Source organism: Portibacter marinus (assembly GCF_021533195.1).
GTDB lineage: Bacteria > Bacteroidota > Bacteroidia > Chitinophagales > Saprospiraceae > Portibacter > Portibacter marinus.
In genome coordinates this window covers 100342-120396 of sequence record NZ_JAJNKB010000003.1, presented here as the reverse complement: position 1 = coordinate 120396, position 20055 = coordinate 100342, and the positions used below count along the sequence as shown (strand labels likewise).

18 protein-coding genes and 1 tRNA gene are annotated in these 20055 nt (G+C 40.1%); 9 read left to right on the top strand and 10 right to left on the bottom strand.

Annotation, left to right across the window (positions count from 1 at the left end):
- Nucleotides 1-2: 2 nt before the first annotated feature.
- From L2567_RS08230 to L2567_RS08220, 3 genes are all read right to left on the bottom strand, one after another.
- Nucleotides 3-869: a DUF58 domain-containing protein gene (locus L2567_RS08230; protein ID WP_235297276.1), complete on the bottom strand. Its 867-nt coding sequence runs from the start codon at nucleotides 867-869 to the stop codon at nucleotides 3-5.
- Nucleotides 870-872: 3 nt separating this feature from the next.
- On the bottom strand, nucleotides 873-1868 hold the full coding sequence (locus tag L2567_RS08225) for an AAA family ATPase (RefSeq protein WP_235297275.1): 996 nt from the start codon (nucleotides 1866-1868) through the stop codon (nucleotides 873-875).
- A 205-nt stretch (nucleotides 1869-2073) separates the two neighbouring features.
- On the bottom strand, nucleotides 2074-3363 hold the full coding sequence (locus L2567_RS08220; RefSeq protein ID WP_235297274.1) for a dipeptidase: 1290 nt from the start codon (nucleotides 3361-3363) through the stop codon (nucleotides 2074-2076).
- Nucleotides 3364-3475: 112 nt separating this feature from the next.
- Here L2567_RS08220 and L2567_RS08215 point away from each other — a divergent pair, with 112 nt between their 5' ends.
- Nucleotides 3476-4405 carry a ribose-phosphate pyrophosphokinase gene (locus L2567_RS08215; protein ID WP_235297273.1) on the top strand — a complete coding sequence of 310 codons (930 nt, stop codon included), beginning with the start codon at nucleotides 3476-3478 and terminating at the stop codon, nucleotides 4403-4405.
- Nucleotides 4406-4548: 143 nt separating this feature from the next.
- Here the strand turns inward: L2567_RS08215 and L2567_RS08210 are convergent, their stop codons facing one another.
- On the bottom strand, nucleotides 4549-4941 hold the full coding sequence (locus L2567_RS08210; RefSeq protein WP_235297272.1) for a hypothetical protein: 393 nt from the start codon (nucleotides 4939-4941) through the stop codon (nucleotides 4549-4551).
- Nucleotides 4942-5148: 207 nt separating this feature from the next.
- On the opposite strand from L2567_RS08210, the gene L2567_RS08205 reads away from it, so the two are divergent.
- Nucleotides 5149-5232 (top strand) — tRNA-Leu (locus tag L2567_RS08205).
- 312 nt (nucleotides 5233-5544) lie between these two features.
- Here the strand turns inward: L2567_RS08205 and L2567_RS08200 are convergent.
- The 4 genes from L2567_RS08200 to L2567_RS08185 all read right to left on the bottom strand — a co-directional run bounded on the left by L2567_RS08200 (nucleotide 5545) and on the right by L2567_RS08185 (nucleotide 10315).
- Nucleotides 5545-8025, bottom strand: a complete 2481-nt coding sequence (locus L2567_RS08200) for a transglycosylase domain-containing protein (protein WP_235297271.1) — start codon at nucleotides 8023-8025, stop codon at nucleotides 5545-5547.
- Between the two features lie 115 nt (nucleotides 8026-8140).
- Nucleotides 8141-9199, bottom strand: coding sequence for a 3-dehydroquinate synthase (aroB, locus tag L2567_RS08195; RefSeq protein WP_235297270.1), 1059 nt, complete (start codon nucleotides 9197-9199; stop codon nucleotides 8141-8143).
- 71 nt (nucleotides 9200-9270) lie between these two features.
- A complete protein-coding gene (locus tag L2567_RS08190) occupies nucleotides 9271-9549 on the bottom strand; it encodes a putative quinol monooxygenase (protein ID WP_235297269.1) in 279 nt (92 codons plus the stop codon).
- Complete coding sequence (locus tag L2567_RS08185; protein ID WP_235297268.1) at nucleotides 9542-10315, bottom strand: SAM hydrolase/SAM-dependent halogenase family protein; 774 nt, start codon at nucleotides 10313-10315, stop codon at nucleotides 9542-9544. Before L2567_RS08185 ends, L2567_RS08190 begins: the two co-directional genes overlap by 8 nt.
- A 197-nt stretch (nucleotides 10316-10512) precedes the next feature.
- On the opposite strand from L2567_RS08185, the gene L2567_RS08180 reads away from it, so the two are divergent.
- From L2567_RS08180 to L2567_RS08170, 3 genes are all read left to right on the top strand, one after another.
- Entirely contained in the window at nucleotides 10513-11523 is a 1011-nt protein-coding gene (locus L2567_RS08180) for a PhoH family protein (protein WP_235297267.1), read from the top strand.
- A gap of 65 nt (nucleotides 11524-11588) precedes the next feature.
- Nucleotides 11589-11831, top strand: a complete 243-nt coding sequence (locus tag L2567_RS08175) for a hypothetical protein (RefSeq protein ID WP_235297266.1) — start codon at nucleotides 11589-11591, stop codon at nucleotides 11829-11831.
- A gap of 58 nt (nucleotides 11832-11889) precedes the next feature.
- Nucleotides 11890-13146: a 3-phosphoshikimate 1-carboxyvinyltransferase gene (locus tag L2567_RS08170; RefSeq protein WP_235297265.1), complete on the top strand. Its 1257-nt coding sequence runs from the start codon at nucleotides 11890-11892 to the stop codon at nucleotides 13144-13146.
- A gap of 72 nt (nucleotides 13147-13218) precedes the next feature.
- Here the strand turns inward: L2567_RS08170 and L2567_RS08165 are convergent, their stop codons facing one another.
- Together L2567_RS08165 and L2567_RS08160 are read right to left on the bottom strand one after the other, a co-directional pair.
- Nucleotides 13219-14421 (bottom strand): OmpA family protein, encoded by a 1203-nt coding sequence (locus tag L2567_RS08165; RefSeq protein ID WP_235297264.1) that lies wholly within the window; start codon nucleotides 14419-14421, stop codon nucleotides 13219-13221.
- A 105-nt stretch (nucleotides 14422-14526) separates the two neighbouring features.
- A complete protein-coding gene (locus L2567_RS08160) occupies nucleotides 14527-15747 on the bottom strand; it encodes an acyl-CoA dehydrogenase family protein (protein ID WP_235297263.1) in 1221 nt (406 codons plus the stop codon).
- 165 nt (nucleotides 15748-15912) lie between these two features.
- Between L2567_RS08160 and L2567_RS08155 the strand changes: the two genes are divergently transcribed.
- The 4 genes from L2567_RS08155 to L2567_RS08140 all read left to right on the top strand — a co-directional run bounded on the left by L2567_RS08155 (nucleotide 15913) and on the right by L2567_RS08140 (nucleotide 20042).
- The gene (locus L2567_RS08155) at nucleotides 15913-17649 is read left to right on the top strand and encodes a DUF2207 domain-containing protein (RefSeq protein WP_235297262.1); all 1737 of its coding nucleotides are present in this window, start codon (nucleotides 15913-15915) and stop codon (nucleotides 17647-17649) included.
- A 13-nt stretch (nucleotides 17650-17662) separates the two neighbouring features.
- A complete protein-coding gene (gene folB / locus L2567_RS08150) occupies nucleotides 17663-18010 on the top strand; it encodes a dihydroneopterin aldolase (RefSeq protein ID WP_235297261.1) in 348 nt (115 codons plus the stop codon).
- A gap of 55 nt (nucleotides 18011-18065) precedes the next feature.
- Nucleotides 18066-18779 (top strand): DUF4197 domain-containing protein, encoded by a 714-nt coding sequence (locus tag L2567_RS08145; protein WP_235297260.1) that lies wholly within the window; start codon nucleotides 18066-18068, stop codon nucleotides 18777-18779.
- A gap of 345 nt (nucleotides 18780-19124) precedes the next feature.
- Nucleotides 19125-20042, top strand: a complete 918-nt coding sequence (locus L2567_RS08140) for a GYDIA family GHMP kinase (protein ID WP_319942130.1) — start codon at nucleotides 19125-19127, stop codon at nucleotides 20040-20042.
- Nucleotides 20043-20055 lie beyond the last annotated feature (13 nt).

Below are 20055 nucleotides of genomic sequence, written 5' to 3'. Positions count from 1 at the left end.
CATTAATAAGACTTAAAAAGCTTAATCATCTCCTTTATGTAATCGTCGTCAGTACTGATGCTTGTTGTCTTAAGACCTAACTTTTGGAAATTTTTAAGAAATCTGGCTTGTCGATCCAGAAATTCCAGCTCGTATTTTGTTCTGAATGATTCGCTTGAAGTATCCAAAACCTTTTTTTGACCCGTCTCGGCATCTATGACACTTATGAGTCCTACATTTGGTAAGGTTTTCTCATATCTGTCAAAAACATGGAGGCCTATAATATCATGCTTTTTTGCAGCTACACGAAGGCTCTCCTCGTAATCGTCCGTAATAAAGTCAGAAATGATAAAAGCAATGCTCTTTTTTTTAATGATGTTGTTAAGATACTGAAGTGGCTCCTTCAAATCCGTGCCATTGCTCTTGGGCTCAAAGTAGATCATTTCACGAATAATCCGCAAAATGTGTTGCCTTCCTTTTTTAGGTGGAATATACATTTCAACCTGATCAGTAAACAGTATGGCGCCTACTTTATCATTGTTGGTAATGGCCGAAAATGAAATGACTGCGGCTAATTCTGTGATATAGTCATTTTTGAACTGCTCAGAGGTGCCAAAGAACGAAGACTTACTGACGTCGATGAGAAGCATCACGGTCAATTCGCGTTCTTCTTCATATACTTTAACATGGGCTTCATTCGTACGTGCCGTTACATTCCAGTCAATATTTCTGACGTCATCTCCATAATTGTAAGCGCGCACCTCGCTAAAGGACATTCCACGTCCTTTGAAAGCTGAATGGTATTCACCGGAAAACAGATGCTTGCTAAGACGCTTGGTCTTAATCTCAATTTTTCTGACTTTTTTTAATATTTCTTTGACGTCACGCATGGATTAAGGGACCTCTACGGAATTAAGTACCTTGACAATCACATCTTCCTGAGTTATATTTTCAGCTTCTGCCTCATAGCTCAGCCCAATTCGATGTCTCATAACATCCTGGCAAATCTCTCTGACATCTTCAGGAATGACATATCCTCTGCGGTTTAGAAAAGCGAGGGCCTTCGATGCCACTGCGAGATTAATCGATGCTCTAGGCGACCCACCATAATTGATTAGCCCTTCCAGGTCATCTAAGCCATACTGCTGAGGATTTCTGGTCGCAAACACAATATCGAGTATGTAGTTCTCGATCTTTTCGTCCATGTACACTTGCTTAACCAACGATCTGGCTTTGATAATTTTAGCTGGATCTACTACCGGATTAATCATTTGAGTGGTTTCGCCATTGATGACCCTTCTAATTATTGCTTTTTCTTCAGCTTTGTCTGGATAACCTACTTTGACCTTGAGCATAAATCGATCTACCTGTGCTTCGGGTAACGGGTAGGTTCCTTCCTGGTCAATGGGGTTCTGAGTGGCAAGAACCAGAAATGGTTCATCGAGATTAAAAGTGTCTTTACCGATGGTAACTTGTCTTTCCTGCATGGCTTCCAAAAGTGCAGATTGAACCTTCGCCGGTGCCCTATTGATCTCATCCGCTAAGATAAAGTTGGCAAAAATAGGACCTTGTCTCACCGTAAATTCACTTTTCGCAGGATTGTAAATCATGGTTCCGATGATGTCAGACGGAAGAAGATCGGGAGTGAACTGGATTCTGCTGAATGAAGCATTGATGGCGGAGGCCAATGTTTTAATGGATAGCGTTTTAGCGAGTCCCGGAAGGCCCTCCAGTAATACATGTCCATTGGCCAATAGTCCTATTAAAAGCCTATCGACCATGTTGATTTGACCTACAATGACTTTAGAGGCTTCTTCTCTTATATCATCTACAAAAGCACTTGCCTGATGGATTTGTTGGTTCAATAATTCAATATCTACTTCTGACATTTATCTCGTTTTTTTTGATTGAAAGTCACCGTTTATAATAAGTTTCATCATTACAATCAATGAAGGTGCAAGTTTATGAAATTGTTCAGAGAGCTGAAAAGTTTTTGGATGAAAAAGCCATATGATAAGAACAGTGCAACTTATTAAACTGCAACTGATCTTTTCGTAAAGTGGTTGCTGACTTATTTCAATGAAATCTAACCCGTCAATTATTCATGGCAGCGTAATCGATTACTTTTTGCCACACCCTGAATAAGTTGCCACTGCACATTTTTTCAATATCCTCCTCTGAATAACCTCTTCTCAGTAATTCAGCAATCAGGTTAGGATACTCAGAAACATCCTTTAGACCTGTTGGCAAAGAATCTCCAACACCATCATAATCGGAGCCAAAGCCGACATGGTCTACTCCAGCAATTTTGACAACATTATCGATGTGATCTGCTACCATTTGTACGTCAGAAAACACCAATGGATGCTCTTTATAATAGGCTTCAATGACAGACCGGGCTTCATCATCCCCGTATTCTAAGCCCTTTTCTTCTAAAAGGGCACTTAGTCGTTCTCTACTGGCATTGCGTTCGTCAGCAACTTTTCCATCTAAGAAAGTAGAACCAAAATTGATCATAATTACTCCTCCATTTTTTCCCAGTTCAGCAATCATTTCATCAGACATATTTCTTTCGAATCCAGGAGTAAATTTCCGACATGAAGAATGCGAAGCAATAGCCGGAACTTTTGTTGTTTTCATGACCTGATAAAAGGTGTTATCCGATACATGTGAAATGTCGACCATAATCCCTTTTTTATTCATTTCTTCAACCACTTCATAACCAAATGGACTGAGGCCACCCCAGGTACCAGTAGTATCGTAGCTGGAATCACAAATGTGGTTGTCCTTAGAGTGCGTAAGTGTAATGTAAGAGATTCCTCTATCTTTAAAATAACCTACGTTTTCGAGGTTTCCTTCTATAGGTGCACCATTCTCCATGCCCATGGGCAAAGCCAATAGGCCTTTCTTTACCGCCTTCTTTACATCACTCGGTGACTTTGCAATGGCAAAGTTTTGTGGCAGTTCTTTAGCTATCCCTGTCACCATATCGATGAGGGTATCAGCCAGATTTTTTGCTCTTCCATCCTGGTAAGAAGCGGGAATATAGATACTCATAAATGGAGCATCAAGACCTCCTTCCTTAGCTCTTTTGAAGTCAAAATCTCCCTCATCAGTTTCAATGGGAATGCCCAGATATTCTCGATCCAATCGGAAGTTTTTAATTTTCAGGCGGTATGGCAAATCAACATGGCCATCGGTAATGATATATTTCTGAGCCAATTGGTTAGCTTTCTCCTGGATCGATGGTGCCTGGCCCGAAGTGGATGTAGTGGATGTTGACTGACTCATTACCGGAGCCTCGTCATTTAATGGTACTTTTGATTTGGTAGTACATGAAATTAGAGCGGTAGCGAGAATGCCCGCTAGTAATAACTTTTTCATTACAACAGTAGTTTTAGCTTTTCAAATTTATCAATCTTTCGACGGTCTGCGCGATTTAAGGTAATAATTTATAAATTTGCCGACCTGAAGTGATAATAATACGAAGAATCCAATGAAAGAGGTTAAATTATTTTCCGGGACCAATTCTAAATACATAGCAGAGCCCATTGCGGACTTTTATGGTTATCCGCTCGGAAAATTAACGGTCAATAAATTTAGTGATGGCGAAATGCAGACCATCATTGAGGAATCAGTTAGGGGTGCTTCGGTATTTTTCATTCAATCGACTTTTGCTCCTGCTGACAACTTGTTGGAACTTTTATTATTGATCGATTCAGCTAAAAGGGCTTCAGCAGGATATATTACGGCGGTCATTCCCTATTTTGGATACGCCAGACAGGATCGTAAAGACAAACCCAGAGTGCCTATTTCTGCCAAGATGATAGCCAATATTTTAGAAACAGCAGGTGTGAATAGGGTCATCACGATGGATTTGCATGCCGATCAGATTCAGGGATTTTTCGATATTCCAGTAGATCACTTAAGGTCAGAGGCAATTTTTATTCCCTACTTGAAAAATCAGGGATTAGACAATGTGATTTTTGCATCTCCTGACGTAGGCGGTGTTAAACGAGCTCGAACATTTGCAAAATACTTTGAAAAGGACTTGGTGATTTGTGACAAGGAAAGAAGACGTGCCAATGAGGTTGCTTCTATGACGGTAATAGGAGATGTTAAAGGATCGGATGTAATTTTAGTGGATGATATGGCGGATACTGCAGGAACCCTGTGTAAAGCAGCAGATGTCTTGATGGCGAAGGGTGCTAAAAGTGTAAAGGCGCTTTGTACACATGCGGTACTATCAGGAAAGGCATACGAGAACATCGAGAAATCACAGTTGCAACAGTTGATTGTTTGTGACACCCTTCCGTTGAAGAAAAAGACAGCAAAGATTAAGGTTTTGAGTTGTGCTCAATTGTTTGCCAAGGCCATTCGTAACACTCATGAATATCGGTCCATCGCGGCATTGTTTGTGGACTAGAATGTACTTAGCAAGTATTGGTTCAGGGGATATGCATTTTTGGAGTTGTCACTTTAGTGGTGATATACATTTCGGCTTTTCAGTTCAATGCTCATGTGTTTTTGGACTTGTCGCTTTAGTGGCAAGGGGAGTTATTATCAAATTCAATCGTTATTTCCTGGTAAACGGATTTTGCGAGTTCCTAAACTAGCAAACCATGCTAAGAAAATAAATACCAATTGCATTAGAATTCTGACTAATGCTGCATTTTTACTTCCAATAACAGGAGAAGTTTGTAAATAATCTATAACGTGAATTGGTAGGAATGCTATTAAGAGTAATAGTATTCCTATTAAACCATAATATCTGGTTTTGGGTATTAGGGTCAGGATACCCAAGGAAATTTCAACTATAGCTGTTAATACATGTATGGTTGCTTTTGGTAAGAAGTCTGGAATAAAATCATTAGACATTTCAGGGTTCATGATGTGACCACTTGCACCAAAAAACATTAGCAGGGCAAGTATGAAGGCAATGATGATTTTGGCTATTTTCATTGGTCTGGATTATGTCTTGAAGATATTTGACTTTCATGCTAATTACAAATTTGAATCAAATTCTTTTGCGGATTCTTTGATTTGATTGTCAGATCTTTCGAGTTGCATATAAATCACCATTCAAGATTTAACATTCGATGCTGATCAATTAAGTGACCCATCAAATATTTAAATGATTAGATTTACTATATTTGCACACCGCATTCTGCCCGGGTGCTGGAATTGGTAGACAGGCATGGTTGAGGGCCATGTGTCCGTTTGGGCGTGAGGGTTCGACTCCCTCCTCGGGCACTCCATTAATAAGTTTCCATTCTTAGATTAAGTACTGAAATCCAGAAATAGTCAAACTACTTTCAAGTGCCTCGTCGGGGAAGCTGGCCATTTACCAGCTATGTGAAGGGCAGTGAAATTTCATTAAGCCTTTTGATTAACTCGCAGGAACCCCGGCTGCCCATCGCGTGGATTTGCCAAGCGTTCACTCCTTAATTTCACGTTGTAAAATTTGCTTCGCTCCAGTCGTTCCCCATGTCTAGGTTGCACTGTATTTTAATGCCACCTTCTTCAGTATTCCAAATTTAAATCTGACTCAACATAGGATTCAGATCAAAACTCCTCCTCAAACTCTTCTTCGAACTGATTCAAATTATCCTGTGCAGCAGCTTGACGTTCAATCTCATCATAAATACCACAATCTATCGCAACTCCCAAGTCCTCCTCAGGAATAGGGAAGCGCTTGGTTTTGTCATAATCAACAGTTGGATCCGCTTCTAATTTTTTTAAAAAATCGACAAACACTGGCCGAGCCATGACTCCCCCCTGCCCATCTGCCAAAGTTCGAAATCTGATCCAGGGCAAGTCACCACCTACCCACGTTCCAACAACCAAATCCGGTGTTATGCCCATGAACCATCCATCCACGTAGTCGTTTGTTGTTCCGGTTTTGCCTCCTACTTCCGATTCAAAATTGCCGGCAATAAATCTGGCAGCATACTTTAACATGTCCACCATCACATAATTGTAGTTTTCCGGCAAGGCCGTTCTCTCCTCCGGCACTGCCGAATATATAATGCGTCCGTTTTTATCTTCTATTTTGGTCACAAAAATAGGTTTAGAGTATACTCCATTGTTGGCGAAAGTAGTGTACGCTCCAGTCATATCCATCAGTGAAAGTTCTGCCGCACCCAAACTTATCGATGGAGCCCTTGGGATCTTCTCTATGGGGACCCCAATATTACCGGCCAACTCACGCACGACGTCCACATTACCCAATTCTTTCATTAACCAGACTGAAACAGAATTTTTGGATTGCCGTAAGCCTTCATATAAAGTCAGGTTTTCTCCTGAGAATTCGCCACTGGCATTAGAAGGCTCCCAGGTCTTTAATAAACCAAATCTTGAATCATTGGGCGTAATACTATATTGCATGTCCTTCACCTTGTAACATGGAGACATACCACCAACTACCAATGCAGTGGTATAGATGAAAGGCTTAAATGTAGAACCAACCTGACGATTAGAATTGATATGGTCAAACTGAAAGTAATTATGATCTGTACCTCCGACCCAGGCTTTTACCGCTCCGCTTTCTGGATCTACCGCCAACATTCCCGCCTGCATATGCATTTGATGATATTTTATGGAATCAAGTGGCGTCATGATCGTATCCTTTTGCCCCACTGCGTTGTAGGCAAAAACCTTCATATCCACCTTGCTATTGAAATCACCTTTAGCTTTTTTTTGCAGTGCATTCCATTGATTGACTAATTTAGACCAGTGTTTAGATTTCATAATCTTCTCATAACGAACCAGTTGCTTTCGGGAAATGACCTCTCGATCCATAAGCCCTGCAAGATGATTCTTATCCTGACTAGTCTTGAGCATCCTCATGATGTCAGAATCCCACAACCTGGCTTCCGGAAAGTCTTTGTTAACATTGGCATAAACCTCCGACATATAACGATCCTTCAACCTTTGATATCGCTCAGAATTTCGTACCACCGCATTCAGTGACTCCCTTCTGATGCGCTTCTGATTCTCATCTGCATCATAAGTCCACGGATCCATATTTTTCCACCGTTGAAAATACTTGGACTGTAGATTCTTCATATGATTCATGACGCTTGCTTCGGCGTAAGTTTGCATCTTTGAATCTATCGTAGTATAAATCTTTAATCCATCCAGGTATATATTGTAACTACCGCCACCCGGTTTCTGATACCTCGGGTCCTTCAATGTATTTTTTAACCATTTCGTCAATTCACTTCTGAAGTGAGGAGCCAGTCCCTTAGAATCTTCCTGTCTCTTAAAGTTTGACAGATCAATGGGTTTTAATCTTAACTCATTGTATTTCTCTTCATTGATATAATCTGCCTTCTTCATTTTGTGTAGCACGAAAGTTTTCTTTCGTTGAGCACGCTCCGGATTGATTTTTGGATTGTAATAAACAGGATTGTTCAGCATGCCTACAAGCACCGCGGCTTCATCGATGTCTAATTCGCTTTGATCTTTACCAAAGTAAGTATTGGCAGCAGCACTGATACCATATGAATCATAGATAAACTCAAATTTGTTCAGATACATGGCTAAAATCTCTTCCTTCGTGTACCGCTTTTCAAGTTCCAGAGAGATAATCCACTCCTGCAATTTTTGGTACACTCTTTTCACAAAATTTCTGGAATAATTGGTAAAAAACAGTTTGGCTAATTGTTGTGTAATGGTACTTCCTCCTCCGTTTTTCCCCATGTAGGCTACTGCTCTTAATGTGCCTCGCGGATCTATACCATTGTGATTGAAAAATCGAATATCTTCCGTAGCAATCAAGGCATTGACAATATGAGGGTTAAGCTCGTCGTAAGTAACCCAATCTCGATTGTATTTGAAATATCGTCCTAATTCTTTATTGTCACTGGTATAAACCAATGTTGAGTATTCAAATTTTGGATTTTCAAGCTCATCTATTTCAGGAAGATCTGAGTATGAGACCAGTACAAATAAGGCCACAACGCCCAAAAGTCCAGCAATGGCCAGTAACCACATCCAAAAAACATAGGCTCTAAAAGGCTTGTTCGGTTTTTCCTTAGACATCTAATTGATCGTTAACTATAAGATAATTAAGTGTAAATATATTACAAAAAGCTGTAAAGTGATTGGATCTTGATTCTCTTCGCATTAATGATGTGAAGGCAAAGTGCTCCGTTCACTAGGACTTCCTGTAGTCTTCCAGAGATTTGATAATGGTAGATTTTTCAGGTACTATATCATATATACAGTCACCTATTTGATTTAGTAACGAAAAATGAACCATTCCTCGTCTATTTTTTTTGTCTTTTAACAAATTATCCAGAATAGCAGCTTCTTTCTCCAGTTGACTTGAAAAATGTGGATAAATCTTAAGAATGTAGTTTTTGATGTCAATGTAATCCGAGTCACTAAGATCCAGCATTTCTTTGGAAATATAGGCCTCTGTAATCATTCCAACACTGATGGCCTCACCATGCAACAACGGTTTATCTGAATGCAAGTTTTCACTTTCAATGGCGTGACCGAGCGTATGTCCAAAATTGAGTATTTTTCTTAGACCACCTTCACGTTTGTCCTGAATGACCACATCTCTCTTTATTTTGACAGAACGTTCTATGATCGGTCCCCAATTTACACTTTCCAGCTGCTCAATCTCTTGTATGTCTTCCCACATGGAACGATCACTGATTAAGGCATGTTTGATGATTTCAGCAAACCCACTTCGTAATTCTCTGGCAGGCAAGGTATCTAAAAATTGATCATCAATCCAAACTGCCACTGGATCATCAATAACGCCAATCAAGTTCTTATAGTTTTGAAAATCAACACCCAGCTTCCCTCCTACAGAAGCATCCACTTGTGAAAGCAGGGTGGTGGGAATTTGAATAAAGTCCATACCTCTCATAAAGGTACGGGCACAAAAGCCGCCCATATCACCGATGACTCCTCCACCAAGATTGATCATGAGAGAATGCCTGTCGAAACCATTTTGAAGCATATTGTTCCAAATAAACTGGCAGGTCTGTAATGTCTTTTCTTTTTCTCCTGATGGTATTTCAAACAGGTCAAATTTAAGTCCGGTTAGCTTATGACGCAAATAAGGCAAACAGTGCAGTTTGGTATTCTCGTCAACCAATACTCCAATTTTAGAATATGCTCCTCCATTGATAAGCCTTCCGAGACCATTCCATTTTTCATTGACATAAATCAGATAAGAGCCACAATTAACGCTAGACATGGATTCAATTTTAGTAGGCAAGCGAAGGTATGACTTTTTTAGAAATGGAGCTTTGATTGTAAGTCGTTGTTCTACCTAAGACTCCATGCTTCGGCTCTCGCTTTAAACCAGGGTTTGACCTTCCCCCAAATGTCCTCGAAGTAGGAGGAGGAACGATATTGCTGAAGCGCATCTTCAGAATCCCAAGTAGAAATCGTAAAAAAGAGACCCTTTTCTTTGATATCTTCCAGCACTTCTAAGCTCGAACAGATCTCATTTTCTAACATTTTCTGACGATGCTCCTGAAAAATCTCCTTAAAATCTTGACGATGTTCTTCCCGAAATGTCAATTTAACGATTCTCTTAATCATAAAAGTCGATTTGGATGGCTTCATCCTTTTTTAGACCCAATAGTGAGGCTGCACTGCCTTTGTTAATGGCAACTTCCAGGTAACCTCCTGAATTGAAAAAACAGAGCACATCACCTATGGGTACATCGCTGTATTCTACACTGATTTCTCTGATGGGATCATTAGGTTTAAAGTAGATTCCAAAGTCACGGTCTTTCTGCACCCGTTCGAACAATTCCTTGTCAACATTGACAATTACATTTCCATAATCATCTATATGCACCACTGTGCCTCGGATTTGTGACTCATTTACCACTGGAGCCACTGATATTTTCTTTTCTAATTCCAAAAGTGAAGTGCCCACCATATCCAGGTCCTGATCAGCTGATAATTTGCAGGCAGCATTGGCCAAAGCATTTTGAAGCGGGTAGTTCTCTTCCGGATCATAAGGCACCTGGACGATCTCACTTGCGTATAGATCATCAAAGATGAGGGTAAAGATGCCATTATTTGGACCTACGAAAAAATGTCCCTCTCGTTCAAAAGCTATAAACTCATTTCGTTCTGCAAAGAAGAGATTGATGGCAGCAATGTGTACCGTTCCTTTTGGAAATTGGCACCATGTACTCTTAAGAATGAATGCACCTTGTACAATATCAAAGGGACTGATTTCATGAGTGATGTCCACCAAGTTCACCGAAGGACTTCTCCGATACAAACATGCCTTGAGCACCGCAACGTAATGGTCCTTTGTGCCAAAATCTGAAATGATGCTAATGACTGCCATAAATGCAATTTAGGCAAAGATATTATAAATATTAAGAAAAATCATAATATGTTATCAGCGAAATTTTATAGAAAAGTCTGCCTTATTGAAATCTTTTTCGTTATTTGTTGTTAATTAACTGCAGTTAAGAATTGCATTAAACTTAATTATTGGCGATGATATATGTTTGCCAATCATAAAAAATAGGAGATAACAATTTGAGTGAAATTATTCTTACCATTGAGGGTGTCGATCCCTTAGATCTATTCGGTCACAAAAATTCAAAACTTAATCTTTTAAAGAATGCCTACCCGGAACTGAAAATAACTTCCAGGGGTAGCAATCTGAAAATTTCCGGCGATAGTCAAAAGGCACAACAAGCTAAATCAAAGGTGGAGACTATGGTGAAATTGATAAAGGAGGATAAGGAACTGACCACGCACACATTAATGGATTTACTGGGAGGAGATAATCCTTTAGAGTATAAGCTGAGCAATGGCAGAAGCAATACCACCATCGTTCATGGAAGGAATGGCAAACCCATTAAAGCAAAGACAAAAAATCAAAAGCGGTTGGTAGAGCTTTCCGAGAAAAATGATGTAGTTTTTGCGATAGGTCCGGCCGGAACTGGAAAAACTTACACAGCAGTGGCGCTGGCAGTTAAAGCACTTAAGAACAAATTGGTCAAGAAGATCATTCTGACCCGACCAGCAGTCGAGGCAGGAGAGAGTCTGGGATTTTTACCAGGCGATCTGAAAGAAAAGATTGATCCATACTTACGTCCTTTGTATGATGCATTAGACGATTTGCTTCCCGCTGAAAAGCTGGCCTTTTTTACTCAGAACAGAACGATTGAGATAGCTCCATTAGCTTATATGAGAGGTAGAACCCTTGATAATGCCTTTATTATACTTGATGAAGCTCAGAATACGACAACCATGCAGCTCAAGATGTTTTTAACCAGGCTCGGTCCTTCAGCCAAGTGTATCATTACCGGTGATTTGTCTCAGGTAGATTTACCGAGAAGGCAAAAGTCAGGTTTGATTACTGCTTTGGACATCCTTTCTCCTATCGAAGGAATCGGGAAAATTTTTATGACAGCAGATGATGTGGTCCGTCATCGACTGGTGAAAAAGATCATCATGGCATACGATGAGGAATCAGAAAAGAGAAATGCTGAAGAGGAAAAGATGAAGGCAGAAAGAAAAGCAAAGAGAGAAGCACAGTAAGCACAGATTAAAGATTTTTTTGGCCTTGATTTTATGCGCCTTACTCTATTAACCCTCAAATAAACATGGTCTGGGGTCAAAGACATTCTGGGGAATTAGGTCTAGGCTATATGTGGAGCTATGATCAAGTTACCACAGAGGCACTCATATTTAGAGCAGGGTATCGATATCAAAAGAAGAACGGCCTTTTCGTTAAGATTGCTATAACTCCTATCATTACTCCTATCTTTGAGTTTATTAGTACCCCAATCACTGAGGATTTTGGCTTTGTGCCATGGGGTGGTGTAGCTGCAGGTTATGCTTTCTAATAGGCCATGGGGGAGTAGGAATATTCTTTTATATTTGCCCCCTCAATTTTAAGTCGAAATGAAGCAATATTTAGTGTCCAAAAATGATAGAAAGCTAGAAGGAGAAATTACCCTAGATGGGTCTAAAAGTCTTAGCAATCGCGCATTAATCATTCAGGCACTATGTGAAGAGGATTTTGACATTCATTCATGTTCTACTTCGGATGATGTAGAAAGCATGAAAGCTCTTTTGGCTTCGAAGGATGATGTTCTTAATGCCCACCACGCAGGCACTACCTTTCGCTTTTTATGTGCCTACTTATGTCTGAGAGAAGGAGAACAAGTGCTCACTGGGAGTGAGCGGATGCAACAAAGGCCCATAGGTCCTCTTGTAGATGCACTTAAAAAATTGGGGGCAAACATTAGTTATGTCGCGAAGGAAGGATATCCACCCTTACGGATCGGCACCCTTGATAAAGCAAAATATGCTGCTAAAGTGTCTGTGTCAGCAGGTACGTCCAGTCAGTTTATTACGTCCCTTTTATTGATAGCTCCTTCTTTGCCTCAAGGACTTGAAATCGAACTGGTAGGAGAGCTGGTCTCAAGACCTTACCTGGAGATGACCTTAAAAATGATGGAGTACTTTGGTGTCCACCATCAATGGGAGGATCAGACCATCAAGGTTGATCCTCAGAAATATCAGGCAAGGGACATCACGATCGAGGCAGATTGGTCGGCTGCCAGTTACTACTATATCATGGCTGCTTTCTCTGAGCATACTGATTTAAAATTAAAAGGTCTAAGCAATAAAAGTCTACAAGGTGACCGATCGATCGCAGACATCATGGAAGTTTTTGGACTCAAATCATCATTTAATGAGAATTCGGTTCACATAACAACAGGTGGGGATGAGAAACAAATGTTGGACTACGATTTTATTAACGATCCCGATATTGCCCAAAGTGTAGCTGTGGCATGTGCCGGTGTGGGTAAACCTGGTATTTTTACGGGCTTGAAAACCTTGAGAATTAAAGAAACGGACAGAATTGCCGCATTGCAGAATGAATTGGGAAAGGTGGGTGTCTATTTTACTTTGTTGCCTGAAAGATTTGCGAAGAAGTCAGGAAAGGAATATTATATGTTGGAAGGAAAAGCTGTTCAACCAAAGGACACTCCTGACTTTGATACTTACAAAGATCATCGCATGGCTATGGCTTTTGCTCCGTTGGGCATGCTCTTTCCGGTCATTGTGAATGAACCGGATGTGGTGAGCAAATCCTATCCTGGATACTGGGAAGATTTAAAGTCATTAGGCTTCAATATCGAAAAGATGTAGAACAAGCTCAAATGTATAAAGAGTTTGCCTAAGCAATTAATCAGAGATTTCCCTGGATTATAGTTCTCAATCCTAATTTACATTTAAGATGGTAATCTCTACCCGCTGATTTCTTCTTCTCCCTTCTTTAGTTTTGTTAGTTGCGATCGGTTTCCTTTTACCATAACCCTTATATTCAACTCGACTGGGTTTTACACCTTTTCGAATGATATATTCTGCTACCTCCTTGGCTCTCGCTGTCGAAAGTCTATCACAATATTCAGGAAGAGGAATACCATTGGTATGACCACCTATCTCTATTCTGACACCTGGGTTTTCTTGAAGGAAATCAAAAAGTTCTTCCAAAGCCTCGTAAGATTCCTCATTGATGGATGATGTATCTGCTTCAAAATACAGATTATTGATCTTGATTGTTTGTCCTGCAACAACCCTATTATTAAGTTCCTGAGTGATCAACTTTTCTTTTTTTTCAGGCCTTGTAGGAATTTCGGTTACTTCTTGTTTGGCAATCTCTGGTTCTACAGGATCAGCCTTTGGTTGTGTTTTAACTTCTGTTCGGGGAGGAGGCGGTGGGGGTGTTTCAGCAATAATTGGTTCTTCTCCTGGACATGCAATTTGCCTGATAGGCGAAATATTATCGATCAGCAAATTCCCATTATATGGTAAAAGAACAGGCGTTTTGTAAAAAGCCTCGAAAGTGATGTAATATAAATTTGAATTGGCTTCAAAGTTAAATTTGAAATTTTTCCAATCTGTATTACTGACCAATTCTGATTCAGCCAAGAGTTGTTTTTTTTCGCATGGTCTGAGACCACCGTAGACTCTAAGCACAAGGGCTTCACTCTGCGATTTTATTTCATCACTGCTAAAAGTCTCTATATCAAACATTCTATTCACATAGTTGTCGGATCTGGCCATGTACAGATCAAATTCGTAGCATTGATTGGCCTTCATAGGTTCGCTTAGCAACTGGCTGACAGATTCCCAGGACTCATTATCTCTTGCAACCAAACCTATATATGTTTTGCCATCCTGAGGTGCTTTTTTTACACGGAAAAAATTGCCTGGATGAATATCAGGCGGTGTTTCATCAGGAAAACGTATACCTCCACAATCGATCCAACCGGCTGCTGAAATGCCCTCGTAAGAAGTGGCGCCTGCTCGTGGCACTCCTTCAAATGAAGGATTCTTTAAATATATAACTTCTTGCTGCCCATTGGCATAAACCCCAAGTAGTAAAAAAAATAGTATATAAAAAGCTGAAAAAAAATTCATAAGGTCTTGTTCTAGCGTTGCCTAATTTAACACTTAACTAATATAAAAGCGTCAGAATTGCCAAAAAGTTGCCTGGTTAATGTCTTTAAGAATTCATTAACCAAATTACTTAAAGGCGTTGAGACCGGTCACATCCATACCTGTTATCAGCAAATGAATATCGTGTGTACCTTCGTATGTTAAGACGGTCTCAAGATTCATCATATGACGCATAACTGGATACTCATTTGTAATGCCCATTCCTCCATGTATCTGTCGGGCTTCTCTTGCAATTTCCAGCGCCATATGGACATTGTTTCTTTTGGCCATGGAAATCTGAGCAGGTGTTGCCTTCCCTTCATTGGCTAAGGTGCCTAGTCTCCAGGCTAACAATTGGGCCTTGGTAATTTCAGTGATCATCTCAGCCAATTTCTTTTGGGTCAATTGAAATCCACCGATGGGTTTTCCAAATTGTTCTCGTTCCAGAGAATAGCGCAAAGCTGAGTCATAACAATCTAATGCTGCTCCGATAGCACCCCAGGCAATTCCAAATCTGGCTTTGGATAGGCAGGAAAGGGGACCTTTCAAGCCGGTAACATTCGGAAGTACATTTGATTTAGGGACTCTTACGTCTTCAAAAACCAATTCTCCTGTAATTGAAGCTCTCAAAGACCATTTACCATGTATTTCAGGCGCAGTGAATCCTTCCATGTCTTTTTCTACGATCAGTCCTCGAACCACTCCTTCCTCGTCTTTGGCCCATACCACCGCGATGTCTGCAACAGGAGAGTTAGTGATCCACATCTTTGCACCGTTCAGAATGTAAGCATCACCATCATCTTTGATGTTAGTGACCATTCCACTCGGATTAGAACCATGATCCGGTTCAGTCAATCCAAAACAACCTATCAATTCACCGCTTCCTAACTTAGGCAAGTATTTCATCCGCTGTTCTTCTGATCCAAATCTGTAAATGGGATACATCACCAATGAACCCTGTACAGAGGCCATTGACCTCACCCCAGAATCGCCTCTTTCTAACTCTTGCATAATGACTCCATAGGCAATCTCATCCATTCCCCCTCCTCCGTATTGAGTGGGGATCGATGGTCCATAAGCACCTATTTCAGCAAGACCTTTAAATAATTGGGTCGGACATTCAGCCTTGTTAGAGTAATGTTCAATGATGGGACTTACCTCTTGCTTAACCCATGCTCGCACTGCATCTCTGGCCAATAAATGGTCCTCAGATAACAAATCATCCAGATTATAATAGTCGTGACCTTCGTATTGGTCCGTTTTAGTAGAAAACTTTACATCTTCGCTGATGGTGTCATTTTGTCCCATGTGTTCTTTTTAATTGTGTATGCAAGTATAAGCAGAACGAAATTATATTGAATAAGATTTGTAGAACATTTAGATATTTTCATCTATTTCTTTTATTTCTTGGAATTAAAGATTAGTTTTTGAGTTTTAAAGGATTGATTGCTATAAATAACATTAAGAATTAATATGGGACGCTTCTTCAGTCTTTTTGCACTGTTTTTACTTAGTCTGTTTCAGGCCAAAACACAGACATTTGTCATTGACTCATTTAATGTAGAAGTCAGAGTAACCAGAGATGGTGTGCTGGACATCACAGAAAAGATTGATGTCAATTTTCTAAAAGAGAGTAGGGGGATTTTTAGGGTGATACCTACGAGGTATGATTTTGATGGAGTTAATCACAGCGCCCCTATCGAAAATATAGAGGTGCCAGGGCATAAGTTTCACGTAACCGATGTTCAACATGAGAAAAGAATAAGAATTGGGGATGCATTGGTTTATCTCACTGGGCCTCAGCATTATGAGATTCAATATACGGTGGATCAAACTGTCATCGCGTATGATGAACATGCAGAGATTTATTGGAACCTCACTGGCAACAGTTGGGAGGTACCCATTCAGAATGTTTTCTTCAAAGTAATCTTACCTGAACCGATCCCATTAAGGTCGGAAGATGTTGGTCTATGGGTAGGTGAATATGATAGTGAGGCAAATGACATCATTTATGATTACTCAGGCAACACACTAAAGGGCCAATTGACTCGACCACTAAATCGAAAAGATGGCGTTACTGCAGCATTGAAGTTGCCATTAGGTTACTTTGACAATATTCCGACCTATGAAGAGATCAAGGAAAAATCAAGTCGTTTCACAGGAGGTGGTTTTGAGATCGATAAGGATAAGAACAAATGGTGGTTCATTGCTTTCCCGATTTTTTTATTGGGCATCATTAGAGAGTGGTGGAAAAGAAGAAGAAATGCCAATAAGTCCCATGAGCCGATCGTGCCAAAGTATTATCCACCGAAAGGTTTGACTTCAGCACATGTGGGAGCGTACATTGACCACAAAGTTCATAAACGGGATGTGATCTCTTTAATTCCCTACTGGGCAACGGAGGGATTCATCAAGGTACGGGGACTGGAAGATGGGGATATGCAGTTGGTAAAGTTGAAGGATTTACCACCGGAATTTCCTGAATATGAGCATACCTTTTTTGATGCCATTTTTGAGCAAAGTGGTGTGGTTTCTTTTTCAGAAGCACAGCACAAATACGGTCCTGTATATTTTCAAGTTAAGGGTCAATTGGCTAAAGAAATTGAAAATGCCGGATATTATGATCCCAATTACGTTTACTGGTTTAAGTCCTGGCGCTGGCCTATCATCTGTAGTCTGGCGGCTGCTGCGGGTTTATGGATAACGATTTTTACACCTTATCTTATATTCGGAATAGGAATCATAGTGATAGGAATATTTTGCTTTGGATTTTCATTCTTCACAGCATCGTTGTCGGAATATGGTCAGGAAATTCACGAGCACCTTTTAGGATTGGCTGAGTTTCTGAAGGCAGGAGATGACGAGGAAGTACAGAGGCTTAGTAATCAGGATCCAAATTATTTTAGTCACATGCTGCCTTATGCAGTTGCATTTGGTTACGACAAACAATGGCTCAAAACGTATGAAAAAATAAGTACACGGGCACCCTCCTGGTATGAAGCTTATCATATGGGTGTGTGGGTTGTTCCCAACTTTATTGATTTTAGCCGAAGTTTTGAGACCAATGAAATGACAAAAGCGTTCACCACTTTTCCAAAAATAGAAACTTCTAGCGGTGGGTCTGCTTTCAGTAGTAGTGGCGGCGGATTCAGTAGTGGGGGAGGATTTAGTGGCGGCGGTTTCGGCGGCGGCGGCGGCGGAAGCTGGTAAAATCTGTTAAATTATGACAAGAATAGGATTAGAAGGTATGGAATTTCATGCATTTCATGGATATTATGAATCCGAAAGGAAAATGGGGAGCCAATTTTTGTTGGATGTCTATGTGGAACTCAAAAGTGACTTAGTTGACTCAGAGGATATTCACGATACGGTCAATTATGAAAATATCTACATGATTTGCAAGAAGGAGATGAGGGAGCCCAAACAATTACTTGAGACTGTGGCTTATAATATCGTAAATAAGTTGAAGACGAAATTTGATATCATTGAAAAAGTGGATCTAAAGCTGCATAAAATAGGCGTTCAACTTGGAGGTAAAGTCCAGAAATCTGTTATTGAGTATTCTAATTAACATTTACATAACGATGATTTTGGATGGTTTTTGGTTTATGGTAAAAAGATAGGTTATGAGAAAGTTAATCGTATTGGGTTTGATGATGGTGGGTTTTTGGTCATGTGATCAAGCTACATTGCAGCGTGTATTGGATGCTGCAGAAGCTGCCTCTGGAGACTTGACGTCGGAAGAAATAGCCAATGGTTTGAAACAGGCCTTAGATCAGGGCGTAGATAAGGGTGTTCAATATCTTAGTAGTACAGATGGTTTTTACAAAACGGATTATAAGATATTCTTACCCGAGGAGGCTCAAAAGTTGGTTGAAAAATTGGAATTAGTACCAGGATTTCAGAATGTTGAAGAGGTGGTACTCGAGAAGATTAATCATGCAGCTGAAGATGCGGTGAAGACGGCAAGTCCAATTTTTGTCAATGCGATTAGAACCATGACAATTAATGATGCCATGGGCATATTGATGGGAGATCGAAATGCTGCAACCATGTATCTGAACGCAAAAACTTATGATCCCTTGGTGGGAGAATTTGAACCGGTCATTGTAAATGCATTGAATAAATACAATGCGCTGGACTATTGGGAGGATGCAGTGAATGCTTATAATAAGATACCATTTGTCCAAAAGATGAATCCAAGGCTGGAGCAGTATATTACACAGAAAGCGCTGGTGGCATTGTTTGACCGAATTGAACGAGAGGAATTGAATATTCGAGAGAACATTAGTGCAAGGACAACGGATTTATTAAGAAGGGTATTTGCTCGTCAGGATTAGTAGCGACGGAATAGGAAAGTCAGTTTAAGGTTATTTCTTATTGACCTGGATGGTTGTGAGCTTGAAACGCTCAGGTTTTATTTCAAGAATCGCTGCCCTCGGGAATTGCAAAATTCATTTGGAAAAGTACCACCCTCAGGACTTGAGAATATTTGCTATAAGTACTACCCTTGAGACTTGCAAATTTTATTTGCAAGCAATACTGCCTTTGTGTTTTGACAAAGTTTGATTTGTAAGCTCTCCATCAAATCTTAAATTCTAAAAATATATCTACAATAATAATATATAGAATTTTTTAATTTGTTACATTCGTTAAGTTTTGTAGATTAACGAAAACCCACGAACATTAAAGGCAACTTTTACGCTCACGGTAAAGTACTGCTAACTGGTGAATATGCAGTATTAGATGGCGCTAAAGCGATAGCTTTGCCGACCCAGAAAGGACAGTCTCTCTCCTTTAAACAGAATAAAGGATCAGATATTATCTGGAAAGCTTTGGATTCCAATGGTCAAGAATGGTTTTCAGCTCAGATATCCCTTTTTGATTTTTCTCCTATTAAAACATCCGATGAAGAAATGGCCCTCAAGCTTAAAAAGCTTTTGAAAAATGCGGTCCGTCTCAATTCTGAATTTTTATCTAAATGGAATGGTTTCAAGGTGGAAACTCGTTTGGAATTTCCGAATAACTGGGGCCTGGGTTCGAGTTCTTCATTGACCTACCTTGTTGCTCAATGGGCTGATGTTCATCCACTTTTACTTCACTTTAAGTACAGTAACGGCTCAGGTTATGATGTCGCTTGTGCTGGGGCGGATGGTCCTATTTACTACCAATTGGAAGATGGCACGATTAATTGGGAAGAAATCGATTTCGAACCCAATTTCGCCGATCAACTCTATTTTGTGTATTTAGGTAGGAAGCAATCTTCTGAAGAAGGAATTAAATACTACACTAAGACAGTCAAAAATAAATCCTCATTTGTTAAGCACTCTACTGACATAGCATGTGCGTTTCAGAAATGCAATTCATTGAAAGATTTCATATCCTTAATCAATGAAGCCGAAGAATTAGTAGCTAAGAATTTGAAGCTGGAAGCATGTAAAGTCACCCATTTTTCCGACTTCAATGGTGCTATAAAATCATTAGGTGCCTGGGGGGGAGACTTTGTGTTGGCAGCTTCTGAAATGGATAGCCAAGAAGTTGCTCAATACTTTAAGAGCAAAGGCTTAGACACCTCTATTCCATATAAGGAATTTGTACTATAACACCACAATTTGC

Coding starts and splice junctions, on each gene's coding strand:
- L2567_RS08230 (WP_235297276.1), bottom strand. CDS start 869: ATGCGTGACGTCAAAGAAATATTAAAAAAAGTCAGAAAAATTGAGATT.
- L2567_RS08225 (WP_235297275.1), bottom strand. CDS start 1,868: ATGTCAGAAGTAGATATTGAATTATTGAACCAACAAATCCATCAGGCA.
- L2567_RS08220 (WP_235297274.1), bottom strand. CDS start 3,363: ATGAAAAAGTTATTACTAGCGGGCATTCTCGCTACCGCTCTAATTTCA.
- L2567_RS08215 (WP_235297273.1), top strand. CDS start 3,476: ATGAAAGAGGTTAAATTATTTTCCGGGACCAATTCTAAATACATAGCA.
- L2567_RS08210 (WP_235297272.1), bottom strand. CDS start 4,941: ATGAAAATAGCCAAAATCATCATTGCCTTCATACTTGCCCTGCTAATG.
- L2567_RS08200 (WP_235297271.1), bottom strand. CDS start 8,025: ATGTCTAAGGAAAAACCGAACAAGCCTTTTAGAGCCTATGTTTTTTGG.
- aroB (WP_235297270.1), bottom strand. CDS start 9,199: ATGTCTAGCGTTAATTGTGGCTCTTATCTGATTTATGTCAATGAAAAA.
- L2567_RS08190 (WP_235297269.1), bottom strand. CDS start 9,549: ATGATTAAGAGAATCGTTAAATTGACATTTCGGGAAGAACATCGTCAA.
- L2567_RS08185 (WP_235297268.1), bottom strand. CDS start 10,315: ATGGCAGTCATTAGCATCATTTCAGATTTTGGCACAAAGGACCATTAC.
- L2567_RS08175 (WP_235297266.1), top strand. CDS start 11,589: ATGGTCTGGGGTCAAAGACATTCTGGGGAATTAGGTCTAGGCTATATG.
- L2567_RS08170 (WP_235297265.1), top strand. CDS start 11,890: ATGAAGCAATATTTAGTGTCCAAAAATGATAGAAAGCTAGAAGGAGAA.
- L2567_RS08165 (WP_235297264.1), bottom strand. CDS start 14,421: ATGAATTTTTTTTCAGCTTTTTATATACTATTTTTTTTACTACTTGGG.
- L2567_RS08160 (WP_235297263.1), bottom strand. CDS start 15,747: ATGGGACAAAATGACACCATCAGCGAAGATGTAAAGTTTTCTACTAAA.
- L2567_RS08155 (WP_235297262.1), top strand. CDS start 15,913: ATGGGACGCTTCTTCAGTCTTTTTGCACTGTTTTTACTTAGTCTGTTT.
- folB (WP_235297261.1), top strand. CDS start 17,663: ATGACAAGAATAGGATTAGAAGGTATGGAATTTCATGCATTTCATGGA.
- L2567_RS08145 (WP_235297260.1), top strand. CDS start 18,066: ATGAGAAAGTTAATCGTATTGGGTTTGATGATGGTGGGTTTTTGGTCA.